This window comes from Paramicrobacterium chengjingii (assembly GCF_011751765.2).
Lineage (GTDB): Bacteria > Actinomycetota > Actinomycetes > Actinomycetales > Microbacteriaceae > Paramicrobacterium > Paramicrobacterium chengjingii.
On the sequence record NZ_CP061169.1, the window covers coordinates 374,773 to 392,102 of the forward strand.

Here is a 17,330-nt window from a genome sequence, read left to right on the forward strand (position 1 = left end):
CGGTCAAACGGCAACCGTTGTGGGAGCGTCGAAGTAGCGACGCATCGTGCGGCGCCACGCATTGCCGGGCAAGTGCGGGTACAACAGCGACGCGGCAACGCAGTACTTGCTCACCGAGTGGGGCCGCACACCGGCCGTAAGCAGCGCCCGGTCAAGCGGGCCCTTTCCGCCCGGCGATTTCGTCTCGACGAGAACGTCACTTGGCCCAAAGTGGCTCTCATTACCCGAGATGCATTCGAGATCGAGGTCGAGCGTGACACGCTGATCGTCGTGACAGAGCGTCGCTCGGCGGTACACGGTCTCGAGCACAGGGCGGAGCCTCGCGGCATTCTCCCCGATGATCCTCTCGATAAAGGCCGTGTCTGAGGCCGTCAGATCACTCGGAGTCAAAGGGTCGTGATCAATGCGTTCCTTGACCGTCTGGCCCCGGTAGCCCTTCGACTTCACCTCGAGCATGCAGTCGCCCGACTCGCAGTACGTGCGCGTGCGCACCTTATATCGATGACGGCGGCCCTGCACGTGCTGACGGTAGAACCGAAACTCCGGAGAATCGAAGTAGACGGTTCTGTAGCTGAAGAGACGCGCGCGATCGATCTCAAGCACACGGAACTCTCCGGGCATCTGACCGAGCATCGCGGCAAGCAGCGCACGCGGCACGAAGTATTTGCGGTCGACACGCGTCATGAGCCGCGCCTGCTCGTTGAGCTGGTCAAGCGAGATTGGCTCGAGGTCGCTGAGATGATCGAGCAGCGGGGTCGCAGACAACTCGGTGCCTGTGATGGTCATCGTGTCACTGCTGCGTGCTGCTTCGTGGAATCGGCGTGCTCGTCGCGCCATTCGGACTCAGGGCCGGCGACGTCGGGGGCCTGAAAGCGCTCAAGCGCGGGTGCGTGCTCGCCGTGCCCTGCCGCGGACGAGCCGTGCCGAAAGAAGGGCAAAGTGCCCAGAAGAGGACGGAATCGTGAGGATTGTCCGTGTTTCAGCACTGCGCCCTCTTCTCGGGCATCCGCCTGGACAACGCGCGCGCTGTAGCGAACGTCGACGAGTGTGGTGTCACGCACGAGGTCGACGTCGAGCACTTCTACGCGGGTGACGTGGGCGTCGAGAGTCTGTTCGAGGTGCGCGCTCAATTCAGCCTCGTTCGTGAATGCACGGTCGAGCGTGATGGTGTGCCGGCGACTGCCCGGTGCAACATGCGGGCTGTCGATGACCGCCATCACGAGAAGCATGAGCGCAGAGAGCGCTGGCGTCACCCAGAGTGGCGACGGCTGCAGCCCGGCGAGGAGCCCGAGCGCCAACGACACGAAGTAGTACGCGATCTCTTGTTGCGTAATCTGGTCGCTGCGCAGGCGAATGATCGAGAGGATGCCGAAGAGGCCGATGCCGAGCCCAATGCCCACCTCGACGGAACTCAACGCCATCGTCACCGCGAAGACACCGACGTTGAGCGCGATGTATGACAGCAGCAGGTCGCGACGACGGTGCCGCCGGAAGTACAGCACGTAGGCCAGAAGCGTGATGGCGATGAGGTCGGTCGAAATCGCGATGACGAGTGACATGTTCTTCTCCCTGATGATCTGTTGTCATCTAGCCTCTGGCGGTGAGTTAAGGGAGCAGTGAAACGCAGATGAGAGTTCTCACATCTCGTGCGATCGCGCGTTGTCGTCAGCGTGCGACGAGTCGGTACCCGGCACCGCGAACAGTTTCAAAGCGGTCGGTGCCGAGCTTGGAGCGCAGATAGCGAATGTACACGTCGACGACGTTGGAGCCAGGGTCGAAGTCGAAACCCCACACTTGGCTGAGAAGCTGCTGGCGGCTGAGCACCTCGTCTGGATGCCGCATGAATACCTCGAGCAGCGCGTATTCGCGAGTGGTGAGTTCGACAGTCTGTTCGCCGACAAGCGCACGACGGGTGCGGAGGTCGAGCGATACGTCGCCCGATTTGAGAATTGTCGCCTCTCCGGCCGAATCGGTGCGCAGTCGCAGTCGGACGCGAGCAAGCAGCTCCTCGAACGAAAACGGTTTGCGCATGTAGTCGTCGGCTCCGCCCGAAAGCCCGGCGACGGTGTCTTCGATGGCGTCGCGTGCGGTCAGAATAATGATCGGCATCTCGATTCGATCACCGCGAACCCTGCGCAGCACGCTGAAGCCGTCGAGCCCAGGCAACCCAATGTCGAGCACCATCAGGTCGAAGTCGCCCGACCGGGCGAACTCGACAGCCGAGTGGCCGTCGGTGACGGTCTCAGAGCGAAATCCGTTTGCCCGCAGACCCTTTTCGATGAACGACGAGATGCGCTCTTCGTCTTCGGCAATCAGGATACGTTTCACTGCTCCTCCTCTGGGCTCGTCCACGGCAGGTCGAGCATGAATGTCGCACCCTTGCCTGGGGTCGAGTCGATTGTGACGGATCCGCCGTGTGCTTCGGCGATGCGCGCGACGATCGCGAGCCCGAGACCCGTGCCATGGCGACGGGTCTCGGCACTGCCGCGCGCGAAGCGCTGGAAGATGCGCTGATGGTCTTCTTCGGCAATGCCGTCGCCGGTGTCAGTGACCCAGAGCTGCACGCGGTCGCCGGCCACGCGGCCCCCGAGCGTGATCACGTCGCCCTCGTCGGTATGGCTGACGGCATTGGATGCCAGTTGAAGCAGCGCCTGGGTGAGGCGCTGCTCGTCGGCGATGGCGAAGGCTTCGGGAGTCTCGTCGATGTTCCACCGTCGGTCGGCGAGAGCCGTGGCCTTGGCGAACGTCTCGATGACGAGATCGGTGAGATCGGTGGGCCCGACCAATAGAAAATCTGGTCGCTCGCTTCGCGCAAGCATGACCAGATCGTCAACGAGCCGTGTCATGCGTTCAAGCTCGTCGCTGACGAGCCGCATGGTCTGCTCTAGATCGTCGGGGTCGTCGCTCATCACATCGAGGTGTCCGCGAATCACCGTGATGGGAGTGCGCAGCTCGTGCCCAGCATCATCGAGAAACCGGCGTTGGCCAGTGAACGCTGTCTCGAGTCGATCGAGCATGCCGTTGAACGTGACGGCGAGCTGTGCAACATCGTCATTTCCGACGACGTCGATGCGTCGGCCGAGGTCGGTTTCGGTGATGCGCGCTGCGGTCAAGCGAACGTCGCGAATCGGAGCCAGCACACGTCCCGCGATGAACCAGCCGGTGACGCCGGCGAGCAGAAGCGAGACGATGGCCACGATCGACATGATCCAAATCGTCGCCAACGCGTCATCATGCTCCGGAGCGAGAAACTCGGCGATCACGAGCTGCCCCGTCGCGGGGTCGCCCTCGACCGAGACGGGTATGACGGCGTACTTCACCGGACCCGCATCGGTCGCGAGCGTCCCGGTTGTCGGAGTCGTGACGGTCGCGGCCTTTCGGACGAAGGCAGAATCCTGATCGAGACGTGCCGCCGGGTCGCCTCCGCTTCGGCGGTCGGCTACGCCGTCGACAATGCTGAAGAACATTTCGGAGTCTTCGGCGAGATTGTGCTGCAGATGGCTCGTGAGCAGCTCCCTCACAGTGAAGAACTCTGTTCCTGTGCTGGGGTCGGGCTTGCTGGCTGAGGCGCGAAACTTGTCTGCTTCGTGGCTGAGCTCCGCACCGACCTGAGCATCCGCACGTGAGAAGAGCGATCGACCGGTGACGGCAACGATCGCGACGACGGCGATTGTCACCAGCAGCAGAATCCAGGCGAGAATACGCGTGCGCGCTGTTACCCCGCGGCGACGTTCAGTCATCGTCGTCATCATCATCGTCGTCATCGTCATCGTCATCGTCGTCATCGTCACCGGCATCAGGCGGTGGCGCCGGCGGCACCGTCGATGCACCGTCTCCGGGCGGTGGCGTCGTCGATGGAGGCTTGGTGGGCGTCGGGGTACCCGAATCGGGATCGGGCGTGCCTGTCGGAGTGATGACAACTGCCGGCCCCAGCGAGGGTTCTTCGGGCTGAAGCAGCATCTCGGCGCTCCACCAGATTCCCGCTGCGATGACGAGCGCAGCAGGAATCGCCAGCCAGCGGAAACGTGCCATGGCTCAAGTGTGGCTGAGAACCATGCCGTGGCGGTGAGATCGTGATGAGAGAGTTCTCATGTTCGCCTCACGGGAACTCTGGTCACGCGGCAAGGGGCAGTGGGTCGAAGTCGATGGTGGCATCCGTCGCCAGCCGTGCATGCGTCTCAACGTCGAACCGTTCGGTTCCGTAACGGAGCCTCTCGCGTTCGACGCCTTCGACAATGAACCCGGCACGCGTGGCGACCCGGCAGGATGCAGGATTATCGACGCGGTGCCCGAGTTCGAGACGATGAATGCTCTGTTCCGTGAACGCCCACGTCGCAACAGTCGCGAGTGCGCGGGTCGCGATGCCCTGCCCGCGGGCGCCAGCAGCGAGCCAGTAATACGTCCAGCCGGTGCTGTGGCGGTATTCGATGCTGCTGATCCCGATGTTGCCCACGGGAACATCGTCGACGCACGAGGCAAAATTGACGGCGGATGCTTCGTTGGGCAGCGCATCGCGGATGAACGCGCGGCAGGCTTCGACCGACGACACATCGGCAGTGCCCACCTGGCGAGTGAGGTCGGGCGAGGTGGCAATGCACTCTCGCAGCGCAGAGGCATCGGAGAGTCTCCAGGGCCGCAGCGTGATCATGATGCGACCCTACAGGGCAGTCAGTCTGTTGTGCTCGCCGCCTCGACAGCATCCGATGAAAGTCGCATGAATCGCGAGAGCTGGGTGACATGACGCGGTTGCAGCTCCGCGAGCGAAGAGACACCGAGTAGCTTCATGGTGCGAACGATTTCGTCGCGCAGAATCGCGATTGTGCGGTTGACTCCCTCGCGGCCACCCGCCATGAGCCCGTAGAGATACGCGCGGCCAATGAGCGTGAAGTCGGCACCGAGGGCGACAGAGGCGACGATGTCCGCTCCGTTCATGATGCCGGTATCGACCATCACCGTGGCGTCGTCCCCGACCTCGCGACGCACACTCGGCAGCAGGTGAAACGGGATCGGGGCGCGGTCGAGCTGGCGCCCACCGTGGTTTGAGAGCACGATGCCATCGACGCCGAGATCTACGAGCTTGGCGGCGTCGGCGACGTTCTGCACGCCCTTCACCACAATCTTGCCCGGCCACATGCCTCGAATGACATCGAGATCGTCGAAGCTGATCGTCGGGTCCATTGCGGCATCGAGCAGTTCGCCGACCGTGCCGCCCGTTGACGATAGTGACGCGAATTCGAGTTTCGGCGTCGTCAGAAAGTCGATCCACCACCATGGTCGAGGAATTGCATTGATGATCGTGCCTGCCGTGAGTTGCGGTGGAATGGAGAATCCGTTGCGCTTATCGCGCAGGCGCGCACCGGCGACGGGTGTGTCGACGGTGAAGAAGAGGGTGTCGAACCCGGATGCTGCAGCACGACGCGTCAGCTCGTAAGAAACTTCGCGGTCGCGCATGACGTACAGCTGAAACCAGTTGCGCCCGTAAGGGTTCGCTGCCTTCACATCTTCGATCGACGTTGTGCCGAGTGTGGAGAGCGTGAAAGGAATTCCGGCATCGCGTGCAGCGCTCGCGCCCGCGATCTCGCCTTCCGTCTGCATGAGCCGCGTGAATCCGGTGGGCGCGATGCCAAATGGCAGGGCGCTGCTGTCACCGAGGATCGTCGTCGACGTGTCGACACTCGCGGCGGGTCGCAGCACGTCGGGGTGAAACTCGATGTCTTTGAACGCCTGGCGTGCGCGGTCGAGGGAGATCTCGCCCTCGGCCGCTCCGTCCGTGTAGTCGAAGGCTGCGGCGGGAGTGCGTTTCTTGGCGATCGTGCGCAGATCATCGATGGTGAGCGCAGCGTCGAGCCGACGTTTTCTGCCGTTGAACTCCGGCTTTTTGAATGACATGAGCTCAAAGATCTCAGCGGGCTTCGGGAGCTGGCGAGTGACCATTCTGCGATTCCTCTCGGTGCGATGGGTCGGTGATCTGGGCGTAGTAGCCCGTGATGTGGTCGTGGACACGTGTTCGTGCGGCATCCGGATCGCGATCGGTGATTGCGCTGAGCAGTCCGGCGTGCTCGGCGCGCAGCCGTGCGGCTGTAGGAGGCCAGTCCTCGATGCGCTCGCTGCCTTCGCGCACGTAGGACTCGATGGCATCGCGCAGTCCGGCCATCGTCGCCGCGATGACGGCGTTGCCCGAGGCCTCCGCGAGTGAGAGGTGAAAGCGAGCGTCGAGAGCCAAAAACTCATCAGGGGTGAGGCCATCGGCATTCATCGCGGTCAGCAGGGCCTCGGCGTCGCCGAGATCCGGATGCTGGTGAGCAAGCGTTTCGGCGACCGATGTCTCGAGAACCAGACGCGTAGCGACGATGTCGCGCAGAGCGAATCCCTGTGCTGCAACCTGAAGGCGCAGCAGCGCAGACATGCCACCTCGCGGGGTGGCGACGATAATTGCCCCAGCGCCGGGTCCCGAGCCGGCGGCTGTGCGGATGAGCCCAAGCACCTCGAGCACGCGCAAGGCTTCGCGCACGCTGGATCTGCCGACCCCGAGCTCAGCGGCGAGAGCGCGCTCCCCGGGAAGGCGGTCACCGGGAACGAGTGTGCCGTCGAGCAGATCCGACTCGACACGGGAGAGTACGGTCTGCCATGCGCGCTGCTCCTCAGTCACGGTGCCTCCAGCAGATCGATGTGGTCAGACCATAGTGGTCAGACCACACAATACCACTGACTGGCTCGGGTTGGCAGCTGTAAGCGGGCGTTAGACGCCGCCTCCGCCCCCTCCGCCGCCACCGCCGCCAGCCGAGCCTCCTCCGCTCGAGCCGCCCGTGCTCGACGACGACGCGACGGCGCTCGTCGACAACGTCGAGATGCCACTCGAGAACGCCGAGGCGTTGAACCCTCCAGTGCCGTAGTACCACTCGGGCGTTGTACTGCCGGTGTATTGGTAAAGCACGACGAGTTGATCGGCCCACTGCTTTTCCTGGCCAAAGATCACGGCGAAAGGCAGAAGTTTCTCGTAGAGATGCAGCACCTGGCGCGCGTCGGTGGGGTCGAAGCTTCGTCGCTCAGCCCCGGACGGCGATTGCAGCATCCTGATTCGGTCGGCCTCTGCCCACCGGATGAACTCCTCAAGGCCTTTGAGATGATCGCGCAACTCTGCGCCAGCGGAGGAAAGCGGTGTATATGCAACGAGCAGCAAGCAGACGACGAACGCCGCGATCGACGCCAGAAGCAACGCGATGGGCAGCCCCGGGTCAACGTGCAGAACGAGCGAGGCCGCTCCGAAACCGATCGACACCAGCATCACGAGAAAGCTGACCAGAAGGGTGCCTTTGCCTGCCTTGCTCAGATCAGTGCGGCGAACGCCGCGGCGTTTCAGAACATCCTTCGCCCAGGTGAGGGTGTCTTGAGCGACCTTCGAAAATCGCCGGTCGGTGCTGCCGAACTCGAAGATGGCACCGGCGGGGGCACCCCCGAACAGCCCGTACAACAGCATACGGCCATCGGCATCGGCTCTCGACGGATCAAGAAGCTGAGCCTGCAGCCGTGTGCCGCCGAACAGCTTTCGCTTTCCTTCGAGTATGCGGATGCTGCCCGTCACTGCCTGCTCAAGCACCTCGGCGGGAATTGCCTTCGCCTTCTTGCCGAGAAAGACCGCTGCCTGCAATGCATCGATGCCCTGTGGTGGCTCATACTCGGCGATGATCGTAGGGCGACCCGGAGCATCCTTGAGCGTACGAACGCGGGTGACGATCGCCGGAATGATCAGGGCGATGGCGGCGATCGTTGCCAGCAGCTGCAGCCAGCCCCACGGGCGGGCGAAGAACGAGGTGTCATACGGCGTGAACGTACCCTGTTCGAACCCGACCGAGATGCTCATCGTCTCGTAGGGGCTCAGGTCATACGCGGATGCCGTCACAATCGCCGCGCCGTCGGCATCCGTCGTTGCTGAAATCGTGCACTGTTCCGTTGCGCCTTGAGCGCCTTTGTAGCAGGACTGCTCATCCGTGAGGGCGTCGACGAGGTCGGCGGGGACGTGCAGGGTCGCGGCCACGGAGCCGAACGGCTGAACCCAGTCGACACCGTTGACGTCCCAATAGAATTCGTCAGCATCGGTGTCGTCGAATGACCACGTGACGTGGCGAAGCGTGTAGGTGAAGACGAACGTCTGCGTGCCGTGCAGGTAGTTATCCGAGCGAGCCGTCATCTGGAACGTTCCGTCTTCGGAGTCGGTCTCGGCTGGGAATTCGTTACCGTCGGCGTCGGTGATCGATACGAGCTCGGGCTCGAGAGGCTGCCCGTTGTAGGTGTCGGGGATGCTGCGTCGCATGCCGTGGTTCTGGTCGAAATCGGGGAAGTCTGCCGTGAACTCCTCGACGACCTCGAGCATGCTGCCGCCGTCATCATCACGACCGATCGTGTAGTCGACGTCGAGACTGCGAAAGTCGAAGTCGTCCACATCGCCTGCGACCGGGCCGATTGCTGCGAAGGCAGGTGCCGTTGTGGCGCCCGCAGCGACGGCTGCCGGCCCAGTCAGCATCGCCCCGACGCTCGCCGCCCCCGCGACGATAATGATGCGTGCGATTCTCTCCATGATCCGGAGTCTATCGACGCGAGTGGGCCCGTCCGCAATGGGGAGGGGTACCCTCGATGAGTGCCGATCTCCCCTCTTCCGCAGCGCCACGGGCTCGATGCCGCGTGGGTGCGAACCCCACGCGAACGCCGGTGGAAGACAATGCGGCAGTTTCTCGTCGAGCGACTCCCGAAACTGGCACCCGAGCGTATCGACGAGATGCTCGCGAACGGCGAATTCGCAGGCGACGCAGGGCTTCCGTTTTCCGCAAATGCCACCTACACACCGCATACCTTCGTCTGGTTTCACCGTGATCTGCGCGACGAGATCGAGGTGCCTTTCGAGCTTGACGTGCTGCATCGTGACGACCGCATCGTCGTGATCGACAAGCCGCACTTTCTCTCGACGATTCCCCGCGGAAGGCACGTGACGCAGAGTGTCGTGGTGAAGGCCCGCCGCATGCTCGACATGCCACAGCTCGTCCCCGCGCACAGGCTCGATCGCATCACTGCCGGAGTGCTGCTTCTGACGGCTTCTCGTGAGTGGCGGGGCGCGTACCAGACCATGTTTGACCGTCGTGAGGTCGAGAAGGAATATGAGGCGATCGCCGCGGCACCAGGTGATCGTGAGCTGCCGGCAACCGTGCGCAGTCACATCGTCAAGATCCACGGGGAGATGCGTGCCTACGACGTGGCGGATCGTGAGCCGAACTCAGAGACCCGAATCGAGCTGGTTGAGCAGAATGGCGCTCTCGGTCGCTATCGCGCGATTCCCCGCACGGGCAAGACGCACCAGATTCGCCTGCACATGAATGATCTCGGGCTGCCGATCGTGAATGATCCGTTCTACCCGGACGTCGTCGATGTCTCCATTGATGACTTCTCGGCACCGTTGCAACTACTGGCGAAGACTCTGCGTTTCATCGACCCTGTTGACGGCACGACGCGAGAGTTCCAGAGCGCGCGCACCCTTGAGGCGTGGGAGTCTTCCAGTCGATAACCGTGGAATCAGTCGTCGGAGGAACCGGGATGCTGCTCGGTGACAACACGGTGCAGAAACTCACGAAGACTCTGGGCTTCGTGGTCGTTCAGCGTAGAGAGGTACGCATCTTCCGCTTCGTGCTCGACGCGTGACGCCTCGTGAAAGAGGTGCTGTCCCTCATCGGTCAGCTCGACGACGTTGCGTCGTCGATCGTGAACGAGCGGATGCCGCGACACGATCTTCTTCGCTTCGAGCCCGTCGAGCAACGCGACCATCGTCGTGCGGTCCACTCCGAGAAGCTGCGAGACTTCCTGCTGGGATGTGGACTGTCGCGATGCCACGACACGCAGCACGCCCAGATCACGTGAATCGATGCCGAACGGCTCGAGGGCCTCGGTTGTGGCTGCGATCAGCTGCAGGGTGGCGTGTTTCAGCAGGTACCCCAGAACGCTCGTCACCTCGCGGCCAAGGTCATCAGGGCTCGACATGTGTCAATTGTAGCGCTACGCTGATCGTCAGTAATACTGATGATCAGTAATGCGACTGAAGGGATAATCATGATCTTGATCACGGGCGGAACCGGATTTATCGGTTCGCACACGGTACGGGCGCTCCACGAACTCGGGGAGACCTGCCTTCTGTTTCAGCGCAGCGCCACGAGCATCCCAGACCACCTCGCCGACGTTCCCGTTCTGGTGGAACAGGGCGACGTCACAGATCGGGATGCCGTGCTCGATGTCGGACGACGTCACCGAATCACGGGAATCGTGCATCTCGCGGGGTATGCCGAGTGGTTGTCGGGCCCCGACGCTGCTGCTCCCGCGGCACGCAGGGCACTGAGCCCCCTCTTCAACATCATTGATGCAGCACAGACGTGGGGAGTCGACCGGGTCAGCGTCGCGAGCACGATCGGTGTTTACGGTGGCGTTGACGCGGAAGGGCCCCTGCGTGAAGACATGCCTGTCTTGCTCTCGGCGCCGCACCCGATTCCACGGTCGAAGAAGATCAGCGAGCTGCTGACCGAGCAGCTTGCCGAAGCATCCGGAATTGAGATCATCAACCTCCGGATCTCTGGCACATGGGGGCCTCGAGGGCATGACGACCCGTTCTTCGCTGCGCCCGCGCTGGTTCACGCAGCCGCACGGGGGCGCGCCCCCGACTTCTCGGCGCAGATCGCCCAGCCTTACGCCGACGACGCTCTCGATCTCTGTTACGTCAAAGACACGGGGCGGGCCATCGCCATGCTCCAGCGTGCCGACACCCTCTCGCACCGCACCTACAACATCGGATCCGGACGTTCAACCTCCAATGCCGACATTATGACAGCGCTCTCTGACGTCGGCGCGCCCGTTGAATATGAGCTGCCGACTGGGGCGACATCGTCAATGCCTCCGATGGACATTGAACGTCTCGCCAAGGACACGGGATTCGCGCCCGAGTACGACACAGAGCGTGCGGTCGCTGACTATCTCGCGTGGCTGAAGGCGGGAAACGTCCGCTAGCAGACGCTCTCGCCTACGACTATTCGTCGAAAGGGCTGGAATTCGGCACCCAGGGGGCATCGTGCTCGTGATCCTCTGGATATGCCGTGGGCACGAGAATCTGGCCGGGATAAATCGTGCTGCGGCAGTCGAATGCGGGCTCCACATCGACGGTCTCGAGTTGCCACCACCGGCGGTCGAAGCGGTCGCAGATCACGCTGGCAACGTCACCTGACGTGACTTCGTAGTACCAGTAGCCGGCGTCGTCTTGCAGAGCTTCACCCGATGCGCCCTCGCGGGCGCCCAGGTCTTCGATGTCTGCCGGGTCGAACTCCCCGGCGGCATCCTCGTCTGAATCGCTCGTGTCCGCGTCGTCGCCTTCTGGTGCGGGCACCTGAGTAGGTTCCGCTATGACAGACGGCGTCGGCCGTGGTGCCGCAGAATCGTTTTCTGCGTCAGAATCACCTGACGAGCAGCCGACCACACCCAGTGCGAGCCCGAGCGAGAGGGCGCACGCCAGCATCCGTGTTCTGCTCGAGCGTTCCATGCGGGGGACTCTACCAGCCGTTTGCCGACGATCTCAGCTGTGAAACTCAGGCAGTATTGTGGCGGTAGTCGCCGCGGATTTTCGGAGGTGCGTGTGAGCGAGTCAAACAACGTGACGTGGATTATCGGTGCGAGCTCTGGCGTTGGGGCCTCCAGTGCTGTCGCGCTCGCGACATCTGGTCGCACGCTCGTGCTCAGCGGGCGACGCGTCGCGTCTCTCGAGAAGGTGCGTGCGCAGGTAGAGAAACGGGGCGGAACGGCACTTGCCCTTCCCATGGATGCCTCGGACGACGTCGCGACACGAGAAACTCTCGACCGCATCCACGCTGAGGCTGGATCTGTGTCCGAGGTGGTGTTTTGCGCTGGGCTCAATGTGCCGAAGCGCAACTGGGATCTTCTCGAGATCTCCGAGTTTCAGGCAGTTGTCGAGACGAACCTCACGTCGGTTGCACGAGGCATGGCCGCGGTACTGCCTGACATGCGGGCCAACGGCGGTGGCCGGGTTGTCGTTATCTCATCGTGGGCGGGCTGGTCGTTCGGGCGCGGAGCGGGCGTGGCGTACTCCGCGAGTAAGACGGGGCTCACCTCACTGACTGAATCGCTCAATGATCAAGAGAGTGCACATGGCATCAGTGCGACGGTGATTTGTCCGGGGGATATCGACACGGAGTTCGTAGACAAACGTCCGGCGGTCCCGGATGCTGAGGCGCGCACGCGCATGCTCAGTCCTGACGATGTGGCGCGTGCAGTCGCGTTTGTGCTCGACTCTCCGGCCGAGGTCTGTGTCAATGAGCTGGTCATTTCACCAGTGCACAGTCACTCGTACGGTAAGTAGCTGTCGGGAGTGGGAACGGAATCGCCGTAGCCGAAGCTATAGTCCTAGCCGCAGCCGTAGCTATAGCCCTAGTCGCACGGCCTCAAAGCGGCGCGGTCGCACAAGCCTCAGTGGCCACCGGCGCACTCCGCGTAGCGCTTCGAGTCTTGTACTCGTGCGTGGTGTTCCCGGGGCCGCCGCGTACGTCAGGTGCGCGGCCTGGTATCTCGGCCGGGGCCAGGTGGGTCGCGGCCGTCGTCTGACGAGCTGTCTCCTGGCTTGCGCCGCCTGCCGAGATACCGTCGGTTGACGTACCAGTCTGGTGGAACGAGTCTCGGGTGGCCTGTGTCGTCTCTGATGAGAGCCCATTCGCCTCGTTCAACCAGACGGTGATGAAACCAACACAACATGACACCGTTGGTGGCGTCGGTCTTCCCGTCTTTCGCCCACCCCTGCACATGGTGTGCTTCACACAGCCAGGCGGGGATGTCACAGTCGGCGGCAACACACGTGCCGCCATCACGGGCGATCAGGGCGAGGCGTTGCTTCGGGGTGAACTCACGTCTGGCATACCCGAGGTTCAGCACGTCACCGTCACTGCCGATAACAACCTGGCGGGTGTCTCCGTCGCATCGCATCTGCTTCACGAACGACATGGGAAGCGGTGCTGGTGTGCCCGGAGACCAGGCCGCACCCGTACCCGCATCAAGGTCAGTGTCTTTCACGGTGACCAGCACGGTGGGTCCTCTGCCGTGGAGTTTGGGCGCGGACTGTTGTTTCCCGGTGCCGCCGATGATCGCGGTGAACACGTCGGCACGTTCCTGCTGCTTCGACCGTGCTTCCGGTTCTTCACCGTGGGCTGCGAGTTCTTCGGTCTCCATGAACTTTGGTGACGTTCTCTTGGACATGAATGCGTCAAACACCGGTGTCACCTGTGCCGCCTGTTCCGGGGAGAGAGTGCCGGTGATTCTCATACTCCCGTCGTCCTGGTGACGAAACACCAGAGCACGTGCTTCATGGAGTTCTTCCGCTGTGGGTTCCACACCATCCGGATCAAGTGCGACACAGAACATGCGGGCCTGCTGACGCAGGGCATCCGCCGTGACGGGAACCTCACCGTATGCACCCGTCGCGTTGCCGAGCAGTGTGCTCTCGGCCCACTCTGCTTGTTCCGGTGCCACCCGAGACAGTACCGGCGCCAACGCCGACGTGATCACCTCAGCAACATCCAAACCGATCGTGCCCTCAGCAAGCGCCGCAGCCGTCTGGGTGAAGACCGGATCGAGAGGCAACCCCGTGTCGGACACCCGCGGTGTCGCCTGTTCGGCGACTTTCGTGTATCGGTGCGCTGTGGAGTTCTTCACCCCCGTCACCTTCTCAAACAAAGCTGTCGGGGACGAGGACCCGTGACGGGCAGCAAGACCATCAAATCCAGCATCGGTATTGGAGCGCCGGGCAATGTCCCCGACGTTGAAGATCTGGCGGCCCTCGACGAGGCGGGTGATGTTCCCCAGAACACCGACGTAGGTCAGCAGAGCATCGGCCGACAACGCCGCCGGATCGACCGAGGCAAGCTCAGCAGCGCTAGCAAGCGTGTTCTCCGCAACACGCACAGCCACAGCATCCGGACCCTCCACAGGCTCGAAATCGGAGACTGTCGCTGTGTTTCGCATGACCACAGTCTTCCAGCACCCACCGACATTCCTACCGACACAAACCCCCGATCACACCACCATTGTGGATTACTCGCAAAACTTTCTACCTGTGGACGACAAAGCTGCAAGCTGCACCCCGCGACAAATTGTTGTCGCGTCAGAACCTCATCTATTCGCGCGACGTGTCGCGGCTGCCGCGACTCTCGAGTAGATGCCCCACCTCTGCGAGTGTCGCGAACATGATCTCGTTCACGGCTTTCTGCGCAGCATCCGGGTCACGACGCGCAAGGGCCTCGGCTAGCTCGACGTGGCGCCCCGCTGACGCCGAGTCGAGGCTCTGCGCGGTTGAATACGAGCGCGACGCATTGCTGCCGCGAATATGCAACGCCGTCGAGACAGTGTCGGCGAACTGGCCGATAACCGCATTGCCGGTGCCCTCGAGCATGAGCCGATGAAGGGTGGCGTCAGCGGCGAAGAACGTGTGCGGATCACGGTCTTCGTAGGCACGCTGCATCGTGTATCCGGCTTCGACGACGGAGGCACGAGCATCGTCGCTCATACGCAGTGCGGCGAAATGAGCTGCGGCATGCTCGATGCCGAGACGCAGTTCAAGCAGCTCATACATCTGCTGAAGGTATTCAGGGCCCTCGCCGCGCCACTCGACGACGTGTGGATTGAGTAGATCCCACTGATCACGCGGCTGCACACGTGTGCCGCGCTGCGGGCGTGACTCGACGAGTCCCATCGAGCTGAGCGTGCGAATTCCTTCACGCACGACGGAGCGTGAAATGCCGAGTTGTTCACACACTTGTTCCGCATAGATGATCGATCCGATGGGGAGCTCTCCCGTGACGATCTGCTGCCCGATGACGTCAACGACGCGGTCGTACAGGCCGTGCCCGCGTCGCGTATTGAAGCGGGTGCGGGGCGGAGGCAGTGGCGGCACATCCGAGCGCCACATGATGGCGTCTCGTTGATCATCTTCTTTCATGCCGCACCCCTCCGCGATGTGCTTTCGCGCTTTAGTTCGCCTGATATGCCTCTGACGGAATTTGTGTAGCGAGTTTCCCGCCGCTGACGTCAATCAATGAGCCGGTGATGTACGAAGCCTGATCAGAAGCAAGAAAACAAACCAGGTTGGCGATGTCATCGGTGCTGCCCCAGCGCCGCAGTGTCAACGTATCGAGAAGTTCACGTTGTTCACCCTCGGGCAACTCTGTGAAGTGATTCATCTGCGTGGGGATCATTCCTGGCGCATATGCGTTAACCGTGATGTTCCACGGACCCAACTCGCCTGCGAGTCCGCGAGTGAAATGCACGACTGCCGCCTTAGACGTTGCGTAGGCAACGTTGCGTACCCGCGGCGAAATAGCTGCGAACGACGCCGCGTTGATGATACGCCCCGCGCCTTGCTTCTTCATGTACGGGGTCACCGCCTTGCACATCAGGAACGTGCCCTTCACGTTGACGTCCTGAATGAAATCCCAGGTGCGCTCGTCAAGTTCGTCAATGAGGGCATCACCCACCACTCCAGCGTTGTTGACGAGAATATCGATGCTGCCCAGCGCTGCGTGCGCGTCGTCGAGTACCTCGGCAATTCGCTCCGCATCGCGCACATCGCACGTGTAGCTACGTGACGCGGGATCGATTGCCGTGAGCTCGCTCGCCACAGAAGCGATGTCGTCACCGTTTACATCGCAGGCGACGACGTGCGCTCCTTCGCGGGCGAGAGAGAGTGCGATATTGCGGCCGATTCCGCGGCCCGCACCGGTGATGACGGCGACTTTGTCGCCCAGATCTATCTGCATGTCGGCTCCATTGCCCCGCGTCACGAACGCGGTCACGTTTTGATCACGTCATTGATACGTCATACTTATTGTATATACCCTAGAGATTGACGGCGCATCAGTGTCTGCCACAGTGCAACGAAGCACAGGAGGTCAAGCAATGAAGTTTGGATCGGCAAAGCGTGTCGTGGCCCTAGCCGCGGCAGCGCTGCTCAGCGCAGGCGTACTCACCGCCTGCAGCAGTGGCGGTGGTGGAGACGATGGGGGGTCGAAGACCCTCAACATCACCCTCGCCAATCACGTCTGGACCGACGTGATCACAAAGAAGATCCCGGAGTTCGAAAAGGAATCCGGTCTCAAGGTTGTCGTCAACCAGTTGAGCGAAGACCAACTCGTTGACAACTACAAGGTCAAGCTCAACGCCGGCTCCAGTGACGTCGACGTCATGATGTACCGCCCGCTGCAGGTGGGAAAGCTCTTTGGCCAGAGCGGCTACTTCGCCGATATCACCGACAAGGTGAGCGACGCGGGCGACTGGAACTGGGATGACTTTCAAGACGGACCCGTGGGTCTGACCACGTACGAAGACAAGGTTGTCGGCGTTCCGATGATCACTGAGAACGAGATGGTCTACTACCGCAAGGATCTTCTGGAGAAGTCGGGCCTTGAGGTTCCGACAACGATGGAAGAGCTGATGAACGCGGCGAAGACCATCAAGGAAGACAACGATGGTGTCGCTGGCATTGTCATGCGCAGCCAGGCATCCGCAGCGGTGACGCAGTTCTCTGGGTTTCTCTACAGCTTCGGCGGCGCGTGGGAAGACGATGACGGCAACTCGGCCATCGACAGCGATGAAGCCAAAGAAGCCTACGCGTACTACGGCAAGTTGCTGCACGATTACGGTCCCGACCAGATCAGCACAGACATGAGTTGGCCCGAAGCTGCGGCGATCTTCGCGCAGGGCAATGCCGGCTTCTGGATCGATGCGTCAAGCCTTTACGAGAACGTCGTGAGTCCCGACAAATCGAAGATCGGCGACCAGGTTGGCTTCACAGCGTTCCCTGAAGGGCCAGCGGGATCGAAGCCATACAACGTGGCGGCCTGGGCACTGGGTATCAACGCAGCATCGCAAAACCAGGACAACGCGTGGAAGTTCATCAAGTGGGCGACGAGCCCCGAGATGACTCTTGCGATTCAGCAGGAAGGCGTTCCGAGCGCTCGCACGTCGGTGTGGGATGACCCGGAAGGTACGTCCAGCTTCCCTGAGGAACTCGCGAAGGCCATTGCCGAGAACGGTAAGGCCGGAGTCGGAAACGACCGGCCCCTCGTTGTCGGAGTTGCAGAGGCACGTGAGATCGTCGGCGCTCCGATCGTCGAGGCGATCACGGGTGGTGACTCGGATGCCGCGGCCGATGCCGCGAGCACGAAGTTCCAGGACCTCCTGGATTCCGAGAAATAGTTGACACTGAAGTAGAAGGCGGATGCTGGCGCTCACCCTGAGCGCCAGCATCC

At 62.2% G+C, this 17,330-nt stretch carries 18 protein-coding genes; 4 read left to right on the plus strand and 14 right to left on the minus strand.

The genetic code is table 11. From position 1 onward, the window contains the following. Positions 1 to 3: 3 nt before the first annotated feature. From HCR76_RS01915 to HCR76_RS01955, 9 genes are all read right to left on the minus strand, one after another. Positions 4 to 786: a polyphosphate polymerase domain-containing protein gene (locus tag HCR76_RS01915; protein ID WP_166985256.1), complete on the minus strand. Its 783-nt coding sequence runs from the start codon at positions 784 to 786 to the stop codon at positions 4 to 6. Continuing rightward, positions 783 to 1,559 carry a DUF4956 domain-containing protein gene (locus HCR76_RS01920; protein ID WP_166985253.1) on the minus strand — a complete coding sequence of 259 codons (777 nt, stop codon included), beginning with the start codon at positions 1,557 to 1,559 and terminating at the stop codon, positions 783 to 785. The genes HCR76_RS01915 and HCR76_RS01920 overlap by 4 nt, the downstream gene beginning before the upstream one ends. Before the next feature lie 106 nt (positions 1,560 to 1,665). Beyond that, positions 1,666 to 2,328, minus strand: coding sequence for a response regulator transcription factor (locus HCR76_RS01925; RefSeq protein ID WP_166985250.1), 663 nt, complete (start codon positions 2,326 to 2,328; stop codon positions 1,666 to 1,668). Then, complete coding sequence (locus HCR76_RS01930; protein WP_198248117.1) at positions 2,325 to 3,776, minus strand: sensor histidine kinase; 1,452 nt, start codon at positions 3,774 to 3,776, stop codon at positions 2,325 to 2,327. Before HCR76_RS01930 ends, HCR76_RS01925 begins: the two co-directional genes overlap by 4 nt. Then, positions 3,733 to 4,032, minus strand: a complete 300-nt coding sequence (locus tag HCR76_RS01935) for a hypothetical protein (protein ID WP_166985248.1) — start codon at positions 4,030 to 4,032, stop codon at positions 3,733 to 3,735. The genes HCR76_RS01930 and HCR76_RS01935 overlap by 44 nt, the downstream gene beginning before the upstream one ends. A gap of 82 nt (positions 4,033 to 4,114) precedes the next feature. After that, positions 4,115 to 4,648: a GNAT family N-acetyltransferase gene (locus tag HCR76_RS01940; protein ID WP_244971456.1), complete on the minus strand. Its 534-nt coding sequence runs from the start codon at positions 4,646 to 4,648 to the stop codon at positions 4,115 to 4,117. Between the two features lie 20 nt (positions 4,649 to 4,668). Beyond that, on the minus strand, positions 4,669 to 5,934 hold the full coding sequence (locus HCR76_RS01945) for an alpha-hydroxy acid oxidase (protein ID WP_166985245.1): 1,266 nt from the start codon (positions 5,932 to 5,934) through the stop codon (positions 4,669 to 4,671). After that, positions 5,903 to 6,649 (minus strand): FadR/GntR family transcriptional regulator, encoded by a 747-nt coding sequence (locus HCR76_RS01950; protein WP_166985242.1) that lies wholly within the window; start codon positions 6,647 to 6,649, stop codon positions 5,903 to 5,905. Before HCR76_RS01950 ends, HCR76_RS01945 begins: the two co-directional genes overlap by 32 nt. A 90-nt stretch (positions 6,650 to 6,739) precedes the next feature. After that, the gene (locus HCR76_RS01955) at positions 6,740 to 8,575 is read right to left on the minus strand and encodes a DUF2207 family protein (RefSeq protein ID WP_166985239.1); all 1,836 of its coding nucleotides are present in this window, start codon (positions 8,573 to 8,575) and stop codon (positions 6,740 to 6,742) included. A gap of 60 nt (positions 8,576 to 8,635) precedes the next feature. Between HCR76_RS01955 and HCR76_RS01960 the strand changes: the two genes are divergently transcribed. Beyond that, positions 8,636 to 9,553 (plus strand): pseudouridine synthase, encoded by a 918-nt coding sequence (locus HCR76_RS01960; RefSeq protein ID WP_244971457.1) that lies wholly within the window; start codon positions 8,636 to 8,638, stop codon positions 9,551 to 9,553. An 8-nt stretch (positions 9,554 to 9,561) separates the two neighbouring features. Here HCR76_RS01960 and HCR76_RS01965 read toward each other — a convergent pair whose 3' ends face one another. After that, positions 9,562 to 10,023, minus strand: coding sequence for a MarR family winged helix-turn-helix transcriptional regulator (locus tag HCR76_RS01965; protein ID WP_166985236.1), 462 nt, complete (start codon positions 10,021 to 10,023; stop codon positions 9,562 to 9,564). 69 nt (positions 10,024 to 10,092) lie between these two features. Here HCR76_RS01965 and HCR76_RS01970 point away from each other — a divergent pair, with 69 nt between their 5' ends. Then, positions 10,093 to 11,037: an NAD-dependent epimerase/dehydratase family protein gene (locus tag HCR76_RS01970; protein WP_166985234.1), complete on the plus strand. Its 945-nt coding sequence runs from the start codon at positions 10,093 to 10,095 to the stop codon at positions 11,035 to 11,037. 19 nt (positions 11,038 to 11,056) lie between these two features. Here the strand turns inward: HCR76_RS01970 and HCR76_RS01975 are convergent, their stop codons facing one another. After that, a complete protein-coding gene (locus HCR76_RS01975; RefSeq protein ID WP_166985231.1) occupies positions 11,057 to 11,563 on the minus strand; it encodes a hypothetical protein in 507 nt (168 codons plus the stop codon). Positions 11,564 to 11,656: 93 nt separating this feature from the next. Between HCR76_RS01975 and HCR76_RS01980 the strand changes: the two genes are divergently transcribed. Continuing rightward, positions 11,657 to 12,397 (plus strand): SDR family oxidoreductase, encoded by a 741-nt coding sequence (locus tag HCR76_RS01980; protein WP_235934383.1) that lies wholly within the window; start codon positions 11,657 to 11,659, stop codon positions 12,395 to 12,397. 185 nt (positions 12,398 to 12,582) lie between these two features. On the opposite strand, the gene HCR76_RS01985 is transcribed toward HCR76_RS01980, so the two are convergent. The 3 genes from HCR76_RS01985 to HCR76_RS01995 form a co-directional block, all read right to left on the minus strand. Next, complete coding sequence (locus tag HCR76_RS01985; protein ID WP_166985228.1) at positions 12,583 to 14,049, minus strand: HNH endonuclease; 1,467 nt, start codon at positions 14,047 to 14,049, stop codon at positions 12,583 to 12,585. Positions 14,050 to 14,200: 151 nt separating this feature from the next. Beyond that, on the minus strand, positions 14,201 to 15,022 hold the full coding sequence (locus HCR76_RS01990) for a FadR/GntR family transcriptional regulator (RefSeq protein ID WP_166985225.1): 822 nt from the start codon (positions 15,020 to 15,022) through the stop codon (positions 14,201 to 14,203). Positions 15,023 to 15,053: 31 nt separating this feature from the next. Continuing rightward, a complete protein-coding gene (locus tag HCR76_RS01995; RefSeq protein ID WP_166985222.1) occupies positions 15,054 to 15,839 on the minus strand; it encodes an SDR family NAD(P)-dependent oxidoreductase in 786 nt (261 codons plus the stop codon). A gap of 139 nt (positions 15,840 to 15,978) precedes the next feature. Here HCR76_RS01995 and HCR76_RS02000 point away from each other — a divergent pair, with 139 nt between their 5' ends. Then, entirely contained in the window at positions 15,979 to 17,277 is a 1,299-nt protein-coding gene (locus tag HCR76_RS02000; protein ID WP_166985219.1) for an ABC transporter substrate-binding protein, read from the plus strand. Positions 17,278 to 17,330 lie beyond the last annotated feature (53 nt).

Excerpts from the sequence above, each read along its gene's own strand:
- HCR76_RS01975 (WP_166985231.1), bottom strand. The coding sequence starts at position 11,563 with ATGGAACGCTCGAGCAGAACACGGATGCTGGCGTGCGCCCTCTCGCTC.
- HCR76_RS01930 (WP_198248117.1), bottom strand. The coding sequence starts at position 3,776 with ATGACGATGACGATGACGACGATGATGATGACGACGATGACTGAACGT.
- HCR76_RS02000 (WP_166985219.1), top strand. The coding sequence starts at position 15,979 with ATGAAGTTTGGATCGGCAAAGCGTGTCGTGGCCCTAGCCGCGGCAGCG.
- HCR76_RS01935 (WP_166985248.1), bottom strand. The coding sequence starts at position 4,032 with ATGGCACGTTTCCGCTGGCTGGCGATTCCTGCTGCGCTCGTCATCGCA.
- HCR76_RS01965 (WP_166985236.1), bottom strand. The coding sequence starts at position 10,023 with ATGTCGAGCCCTGATGACCTTGGCCGCGAGGTGACGAGCGTTCTGGGG.
- HCR76_RS01915 (WP_166985256.1), bottom strand. The coding sequence starts at position 786 with ATGACCATCACAGGCACCGAGTTGTCTGCGACCCCGCTGCTCGATCAT.
- HCR76_RS01955 (WP_166985239.1), bottom strand. The coding sequence starts at position 8,575 with ATGGAGAGAATCGCACGCATCATTATCGTCGCGGGGGCGGCGAGCGTC.
- HCR76_RS01995 (WP_166985222.1), bottom strand. The coding sequence starts at position 15,839 with ATGCAGATAGATCTGGGCGACAAAGTCGCCGTCATCACCGGTGCGGGC.
- HCR76_RS01945 (WP_166985245.1), bottom strand. The coding sequence starts at position 5,934 with ATGGTCACTCGCCAGCTCCCGAAGCCCGCTGAGATCTTTGAGCTCATG.
- HCR76_RS01985 (WP_166985228.1), bottom strand. The coding sequence starts at position 14,049 with ATGCGAAACACAGCGACAGTCTCCGATTTCGAGCCTGTGGAGGGTCCG.
- HCR76_RS01990 (WP_166985225.1), bottom strand. The coding sequence starts at position 15,022 with ATGAAAGAAGATGATCAACGAGACGCCATCATGTGGCGCTCGGATGTG.
- HCR76_RS01970 (WP_166985234.1), top strand. The coding sequence starts at position 10,093 with ATGATCTTGATCACGGGCGGAACCGGATTTATCGGTTCGCACACGGTA.
- HCR76_RS01920 (WP_166985253.1), bottom strand. The coding sequence starts at position 1,559 with ATGTCACTCGTCATCGCGATTTCGACCGACCTCATCGCCATCACGCTT.
- HCR76_RS01940 (WP_244971456.1), bottom strand. The coding sequence starts at position 4,648 with ATGATCACGCTGCGGCCCTGGAGACTCTCCGATGCCTCTGCGCTGCGA.